The 7,870-nt window shown below is 69.6% G+C and carries 6 protein-coding genes; 2 read left to right on the top strand and 4 right to left on the bottom strand.

From position 1 onward, the window contains the following. The 4 genes from AACZ35_RS10180 to AACZ35_RS10165 all read right to left on the bottom strand — a co-directional run. A partial coding sequence (locus AACZ35_RS10180) for a Rid family hydrolase (protein WP_339828792.1) occupies positions 1–447 on the bottom strand: 447 nt, incomplete at its 3' end. Positions 448–461: 14 nt separating this feature from the next. After that, positions 462–1,433: a hypothetical protein gene (locus AACZ35_RS10175; protein WP_339828790.1), complete on the bottom strand. Its 972-nt coding sequence runs from the start codon at positions 1,431–1,433 to the stop codon at positions 462–464. Next, positions 1,430–2,239: a methanethiol S-methyltransferase gene (gene mddA / locus AACZ35_RS10170; RefSeq protein WP_339828788.1), complete on the bottom strand. Its 810-nt coding sequence runs from the start codon at positions 2,237–2,239 to the stop codon at positions 1,430–1,432. Before mddA ends, AACZ35_RS10175 begins: the two co-directional genes overlap by 4 nt. A 162-nt stretch (positions 2,240–2,401) precedes the next feature. Beyond that, positions 2,402–4,852, bottom strand: a complete 2,451-nt coding sequence (locus AACZ35_RS10165) for a tetratricopeptide repeat protein (protein ID WP_339828786.1) — start codon at positions 4,850–4,852, stop codon at positions 2,402–2,404. A gap of 136 nt (positions 4,853–4,988) precedes the next feature. Between AACZ35_RS10165 and AACZ35_RS10160 the strand changes: the two genes are divergently transcribed. Further along, a complete protein-coding gene (locus AACZ35_RS10160) occupies positions 4,989–7,283 on the top strand; it encodes an NADP-dependent malic enzyme (RefSeq protein WP_339828783.1) in 2,295 nt (764 codons plus the stop codon). Between the two features lie 14 nt (positions 7,284–7,297). Then, complete coding sequence (locus AACZ35_RS10155; RefSeq protein WP_339828780.1) at positions 7,298–7,810, top strand: hypothetical protein; 513 nt, start codon at positions 7,298–7,300, stop codon at positions 7,808–7,810. The last annotated feature ends 60 nt before the right edge of the window (positions 7,811–7,870 follow it).

The raw sequence follows: 7,870 nt of genomic DNA, 5'->3' as shown, positions 1-7,870 counted from the left end.
GTAACGTTCCTCGAGCGCGCCGCCGCGGCCGATTCGTCGGGGTTCGCCATGCCCGACCAGCAGTTCGGCATGGATGGCGACCAGGACGCCGTCAGGAAGCCCATCGACCTGGGTCATGACGATCGTGGGGCGATGCGAATCGAACGCCGCCTTGTGCGCCAGGGCGATGTCGGCGCCCCGGGCAATGTCGGCCACGTAGATGCGGGTGCGGGCGACATCGCCTGGCCCGAGACCGGCCTTGCCGAGCCGCGCGAGGATGCGGTCAAGCGCGGCCTGCGCCTGTGCCTGGAACGGTGCGTCGGACGGCGGCGCGCCCAGGCCGGTGGCCACCACCGAGCCTGCGCCGCCTCGCAGCGCGAATTGCGTGTCCCCTGCCCAGTCCTGGGCAGGGGTCACGGAGGGGTTTACGGCGGCCGCAGCCGCCATCAACAGGGAAGCCAGCGTCATTTCCCGGCTCCAGGTCAGGCAACGGCCGCGAACAGCGGCTCCAGGGCGGTGCCGACGCGCTGCATCTGGGCGTCGGTGAGCAGTTCGCCCAGCACCTGCTGGAAACGCGGCTCCTGCACGCCCGAGACGATGTACTGCCAGCGGTAGGCGGCCAGGGTTTCGCTTTCGATGCGGGCCTGTTCGTCGGCGGCGACCACGCGCGGCACGATCGCGCAGAAATAATCGGCGTCCGCGCGCGCCTGCGCCTGCAGGATGCCGTCGACGGCACCAACCAGGGCGATCAGGTCGTCGACCGCGGTGTCGCGCGCGGCGGCGTCCAGGCGCTCGTGTTCCTGGCGCAGCTCGAGCTCGTCGAGGATGGCGTGCTGCGATTCTTCGCGCCAGTGGAACAGGAAAACGTCCTTGTACAGCGGCGACAGCGCATCGTCGGGCGAAATCGACTGCTTGTAGTGCGCCTGCGTGAACAGCTCGATATGCAGGGTCAGCGCCAGCACCGACCAGGTGGACTTGCCGAGCACGGCGCGCGCCACCTGGTCGGGGTTGGCGGTGCACTCATAGCCGGCCGGCATGATGCCGCCGATCATGGTTTCGATGCGGCGGAACATTTCCTGGTGCTTGATCTCTTCGTCGCTGAAGCGCACCAGCGCCTCGAGCTTGACCTGGTCGCCCAGGGCGTAGCGCTGGCCGATCTCGAGCACCTTGGCGTTGATGAAGCGTTCGACCAGGCCAAAGATGTAGGCGTAGGTGCGGCCCTGCACCTGGCTCATCAGCCGGCGCTCGGATTCATCGGCCAGGCTGGAGCGGTCCAGCCGGCTCAGGCCGTCGGGCAGGAACTTGTGGGCCAGGTCGAACTCGCGGCCCTTGAAAACGTCGCGGTCGATTTCCCAGCGGATGCGGCGGGACGCCTCGATGCAGCGGGCGTAACGCGCGGAGTCGTTGCCGGCCTGGGCCGGCGCGGGATGGATGTCATTGGCAATGGCGTTCATGGGGTGGTCCTTTCGTTGTCGTGGGGGAGGTGCTGCGGGGCGGCCTGGGCCGCACGGGGTTTGCGCACCGGGCCCGGGATGAGCATCGGCACGCGACGCCGGTAGTCGGCGTATTCGGGGTGGACCGCCAGCAGGTCGTTTTCCTCGAACTGGATTGCCACCACGATGTAGGCGGTGGTCATCAGCGCGAACACGAAGTGCGCGACGGTCATGGTCGGCGTCGCCCAGAAGGCGAACAGCCAACCCAGGTAAAGCGGGTGCCGCACCAGCCGGTAAAGGCCGGGCGTGTGGAAGGGCAGCGGCGGGCAGGGGCGGCCGCGCAGATACAGCCAGGCCTGGCGCAGGCCGAACAGGTCGGCGTGGCTGATCAGGAAGGTGCTCACCAGCACCAGGCCCCAGCCGAAGGCGTACAGGCCCAGCAGCGCGCCGCGGGCGAACGGTTCGTGCAGGTCCCAGACCACGCCGCCCATCGGCTGCCAGAACCAGAACAGCGCCAGCAGCGCCAGACTCGAAGCCAGCACATAGGTGGACCGTTCGGCCGCCGCCGGCAGCACGCGCTGCAGGCCACGCTTGAAGGCCGGCCGGGCCATCAGGCTGTGCTGAACGGCGAACGCGGCCAGCAGGCCAAGATTGACCAGCAGCGCATCACCCAGGGGAACCAGCGCCGGCGAGTCGATCGAGCGCGGCACCAGCAGGTTGCCGACGAAGCCAATGGCGTACAGGAAGGTCGCGAGGAACACGAAGTAGCTGGCGATCGCGTAAGCGAACACCAGCGGGCCAAGCCGGGGGCGGGCGGACGTGGACATCGGGGACTCCGGGGCGGGGCGCGGGACATTCCGCGGGCCGCAGTCTCGGTGTCCGGAAGCGGGCAGTCCTGACCGGGCCCGGACCGGTCACTGACCAGTTCATGACCCTGCCTGACCGGTGGTTCCGGTCAGGAAAAACAATGACTTATGGCACGCCCGGGTCTAGCGGACGGCGGCCTCGCGGGCCGCCAGTCGGGCCTGGTCGTCGGGCTGCCAGCGCTCGCCGGAGGCGTCGCGGGCGCGCTGTTCCATGGCCAGGGCGCCGGCCGGGTCGCCGGTGGCCGCCAGCCAGGCGGCCTCGATGCGCAGCTGCAGCGGGTCGCCGTCGAGTTCGCCGGCCGACAGGTCCAGTTCGCGGCGGGCGTCGTCGGTGCGGTCCTGGGCCAGCCAGGCGTTGGCGCGCCAGGCGTGCAGCTGGGCGACCCGGCGCGGGTCGTCGATCTGCGTGGCCACGGCCATCGCCTGGTCAAGGCGCGCATGGGCCCCGGCCGGGTCGCCGGCGTCCAGGCGCAGCTGGGCGAGGTTGCGCAGCACGTCCACGCGCATGGCCGCCGAGCCCTCGTCGCCGATTTCAGCCAGCAGCGCCTCGAGCGCCGCCTCGGCTTCTTCGCGCCGCCCCTGCATCGCCGCCGACCGCGCCAGCCACAGCCTGGGACGCCAGGCGCCCACCGGGTCGTCGGCGGCCAGCATCAGGATCTCGGCCTGGCGCAGGTATCGCTCGGCTTCTTCATGCCGGCCCAGGTCGACGCTGAACTGGCCAAGTACCGACGTGGCGCCCGCCAGGTTGGGCGACTGGTCGATCTTCGCGGCCAGTTGCACGGCTTCAAATGCGGTGTCCCAGGCCAGCGAAAGCTGGCCCATCTGGGCCTGGGCTACCGCCAGCTGGATCAGCGCCGAGGCTTCGGCGGTGGGGTTGCCCAGTTCGCGATGCAGCTGCACGGTTTGCGCGGCCAGGTCGCGCGCCTCTTCGAAGCGGCCCTGGCGCCGGCGCAGGTTGGCCAGCGAGTTGAGCGCGATGCCCTCGCTGCGGCGGTTGCCCTGCAGGCGGAAGCCGGCCAGCGCCGCCTCGATGTGGGCGCTGGCGTTGGCCAGGTCGCCTTCGCGAAGCGCCAGCTGACCCTGGGAATGGCTCAGTTCCGGCGACACGGTCATCAACCCGGCCCGGCGTTCGGCGGCCATGGCTTCCTGCAGGTAGCGGCGCGCCTGGTCGTATTGGTCGGTGTAGGTATGCAGGATGCCAAGGCGCGAAAGCACCGTCGCTTCGGCGTCGGCGTCATGGGTTTCGCGCGCCAGTGCCAGGGCTTCGGCAAGCAGCGGTTCGGCTTTCACGTTGTCGCCCTTGCGCCAAAGCAGGACCGCCAGCGCGTTGCGCACGGCCAGGCGCTCGAAGGGGTCGCCGTTGCGATCGGCTTCGGCCAGCAGCTGTTCGAGCTGGGTGCGCGCCGCGGCCAGTTCGCCCATCTCGGCCTGGCCGCGGGCCAGCTGCAGGCGCGGCCAGAAGGCGTCGGGAACCTGTTCCGACGCCAGCTGGAAATAACGCTGCGCGCCCGGGAAGTCGCCCTGCAGGCGCTGCGCCAGGCCGCGCAGGTAGGCTTCGTTGGCGAAGTTGTCTTCCGACACCGGCCGGCTGGTGCCGCGCACGTTGACGCCGGCGCCCAGTTCGGCGGCGGCGGCGCGCGCGAGCGCCGGCACGTCGTCGGCGACGGTGCTGCGGCGACGGACCTGGCCGTCGGGGCCGGTGATGGCGTAGTCGAGCCGCAGCAGGCCGCCCCGGCGAAGCAGCCGGCCGGAAACGACGTGGCTGGCACCGTGCGCCGCACGCAGTCGTTGCACGCGTTCGTCGGCGGGCAGGTCGGCCAGGGCCTGTTCGATCTCGAACACCGCGTCGGCGGGCACCGTCGCCGTGCGTCGCTGCAGAATGTCGGTCAGGGCCTGCATCAGGCCCAGTCGCGCCCAGTCGTAGCGCGCGTCGTCCGTGGCGTTTTCGATCGGCAGCACGGCCACCCGGGCGTGCCCGTCCATCAGGGTCGCCTGGTCGGCCTGGTGCTGCCACCACCAACCACCCAGCAGGGCCAGGGTCAGGGCCGCAAGCGCCCCCAGCGCCCAGGCGCCGCGAGGCATCGGCCGGGGCGCGGTTTTGGCTGCGGCAGGGGCGGCCGGGGCTGGCGCGACGGCGGCTGCCGGCGGCTGCGGTTCCGGCCCCGGAGCGGGCACGTCGGCGACACGCGGGACCAGGCGCCGCTCCTGCACCGGCTCCACCGGTGCAATGAAGCGGAAGCCGCGCCCGTGCACGGTAAGGATCACCTGCGGCGAACCCGCTTCGTCGTCCAGCGCGCGGCGCGCTTTCATCGCGCAGCGGCTGAGCGCCGCCTCGGTGACCACCTGGCGCGGCCACACGGCGTCGAGCAGCTCGTTCTTGTCCACCACGCGGCCGCGGTTGAGCAGCAGGTAGGCAATGAACTCGAGCACCTTGGGCTGCAGGTCCACCGGCTCGCCGTCGCGCAGCAGTTCGTGGCGGGCGGGGTGCAGTTCGAAACGGCCGAAGCGGAACGCGCCAGTGGTGCCGTTGGCGTCCGGGGACGGCGTTGCGCCGGGGTCTTGCGACTGGCTCATGGCGGGGCGGGGGCCCTCTCGATGGCTGGGACGAGGATAACGCATGCCGAACGGCCATACGGCCGCGTCGGCAGCCGGGTCGGGCAGGGCGCTACAATCAGGACCCTCTTGCGCAAAGCACGCCGACGCCCTGCCCATGTCCGAACAAGAAGACTTCAAGCTTGCCGCCCTCGATTACCACCGCCAGGCGCCGGCGGGGAAGATCAAGGTGACGCCGACCAAGGCCATGGTGACCCAGCGCGACCTGGCGCTGGCGTATTCGCCGGGCGTGGCCGCGGCCTGCGAAGCCATCGTCGCCGACCCGGGCGAGGCCAGCGCGCTTACCGCGCGCGGCAACCTGGTGGGCGTGATCACCAACGGTACCGCCGTGCTGGGCCTGGGCAACATCGGCCCGTTGGCGGGCAAACCGGTGATGGAAGGCAAGGGCGTGCTGTTCCAGAAGTTCGCCGGCATCGACGTGTTCGACCTGGAAATCAACGAAAACGACCCGGACAAGCTGGTCGAGATCATCGCCAGCCTCGAGCCCACCTTCGGCGGCATCAACCTTGAAGACATCAAGGCGCCCGAGTGTTTCGTGGTCGAAAAGAAGCTGCGCGAGCGGCTGAAGATTCCCGTCTTCCACGACGACCAGCACGGCACGGCCATCATCGTCGGCGCCGCGCTCATCAACGCGCTGCACGTGGTCGGCAAGGACATCGCCAACATCAGGCTGGCGGTCAGCGGCGCCGGCGCGGCCGGTATCGCCTGCCTGGACATGCTGGTGGCGCTGGGCGTCAAACCCACCAACATCCACGTGGTCGACCGCGACGGCGTGCTGCACACCGGCCGCCCCGACCTGTGTGCCGGCGGCGTCAACGAAGGCATCGCGCGGTATGCGCGCGACACCGCGGCGCGAGCGCTGGCCGAGATCGTCAACGGTGCCGACGTGTTCCTGGGCGTCTCCGCCGGCGGCGTGCTCAAGCCGGAAATGGTGAAGACGATGGCCGACAAACCGGTCATCTTCGCCCTGGCCAACCCCACGCCCGAGATCGATCCCGAACTGGCCCGCCAGTCGCGCCCGGACGCGGTGATCGCCACCGGCCGCAGCGACTTCCCGAACCAGGTCAACAACGCCCTGTGTTTCCCGTACATCTTCCGCGGCGCGCTCGACGTCGGCGCCACGACGATCAACGAAGAAATGAAGCTGGCCTGCGTGCACGCCATTGCCGACCTGGCGCGCCGCGAGGCCACCGACCTCGGCGCCGCCTACGCCGGTGAAACCCCGCGTTTTGGCCCCGAATACCTGATCCCGCGGCCTTTCGACCCGCGCCTGCTGGTGTCGCTGGCACCGGCCGTGGCCGAGGCCGCCATGGCCTCGGGCGTGGCGACGCGGCCCATCGAAGACATCGAAAGTTACCGCGACCGCCTCTCGAGCTGGGTGTTCCGCACCGGCCTGCTGATGAAGCCGGTGTTCGACCGCGCCCGCGCCGACCGCAAACGCGTGGTCTACGCCGAAGGCGAGGAAGAAACCGTGCTGCGCGCCGTGCAGACGGTGGTGGACGAAGGCCTGGCCCGGCCGATCCTGGTCGGCCGCCCGGCGGTGATCGAACGCCGCATCCAGCGCCTGGGCCTGCGCCTGCGCATCGGTATCGATGTCGACGTGACGAACATCGACGACGATCCGCGCTTCAACGACTACTGGCAGCTCTACCACGAGATCATGCAGCGCAAGGGCATCACGCCGGCCGCGGCCAAGGCCGTGGTGCGCTCGCGCGACGTCGTCATCGCCGCGCTGATGGTGCGCCGTGGCGAGGCCGACGCGCTGCTGTGCGGCATGGTTGGCCGCTTCGTGCGCAAGCTCAAGTACGTGCGCGAAGTACTGGGCCTGGAAAACGAAGTGCGCGGGCTGTCGGCGCTTAGCGCGGTGCTGAACGAGAAGGGCGTGTTCTTCTTTACCGACACCCATGTGCAGGTCGATCCGACCGCCGCCCAGGTGGCCGAAAGCGTCGTGCAGGCGGCCTTCCGCCTGAAGCTGTTCGGCATCACGCCCAAGGCGGCGCTGGTGAGCCACAGCAACTTCGGCTCCAGCGAATCGGCCAGCTCGCAGAAGATGCGCGACGCGCTGGCGATCCTGCGCGAGCGCGCGCCCAAGCTCGAGGTCGAAGGCGAGATGCACGCCGACATCGCCCTGAACGAAGAAGCGCGCAACCGCATCTTCCCGAACTCCAAGCTGTCCGGCCGCGCCAACCTGCTGGCCTTCGCCAACCTCGACGCCGCCAACGCCAGCTACAACCTGGTGCGCAACGTCACCGACGGCGTCGGCATCGGCCCGATCCTGATGGGCCTGGCCGCCTCGGCCCACGTGCTGACCCCTTCGGCCACCGTGCGCCGCGTCGTCAACATGACCGCGATTGCCGCCGTCGACGCCCAGATCCGCGCTGCCCGCGGCTGAAGGGAGGGGGCCAGGTGAAGCTTCGCAGCGACCTGACCATCAACGGCAAGCTCTACCGCAAGGGCGAAATGGCGCCCAAGTGGTTCATCTACCCGTTCTTCCTGTTCCACATGGGCATGTTCGGGTTGTCGGGCTTTTTCATGGCCTATGCCAGCAACGGGCCGGACCTGGCCTTCCTGTACATGCATGGCGGCATCGCCATCACCGTTTACGTGATTTTCTACCTGGCGATTTTCGGCCTGGACGAAGTGCGCTGGATGTTCATCAACGCCGGGCTGGGCCTGTTCGGCATCTGGGTGGAGATCGACTGGATCCTGTCGCTGTTCGGCAAGTCGCTGGGCGACTTCCCGGTGGCGGTGCACGTCACGCCCTTCCTGTACTACATCCTCTACACCTTCCTGCTGCGGCAGCTGGTGCTGGACCTCTTCGGCGCGCGCGGCGAGCCGGCGCGCAAGCGGCGGGTGGAGATGGCCTACGTCGGCCTGTCCCTGCTGGTCTACGGCGGCACCTGGCTCGCCACCCGCTAAAACCCGGGTCAGAGTCGAGTTTCGACGCTCTTGCCCCGGGTCTCGGGGCCAAAAGTCGAC

Source organism: uncultured Arenimonas sp., assembly GCF_963976025.1.
Taxonomy (GTDB): domain Bacteria; phylum Pseudomonadota; class Gammaproteobacteria; order Xanthomonadales; family Xanthomonadaceae; genus Arenimonas.
This window is presented reverse-complemented; position numbering and strand designations above follow the sequence as displayed.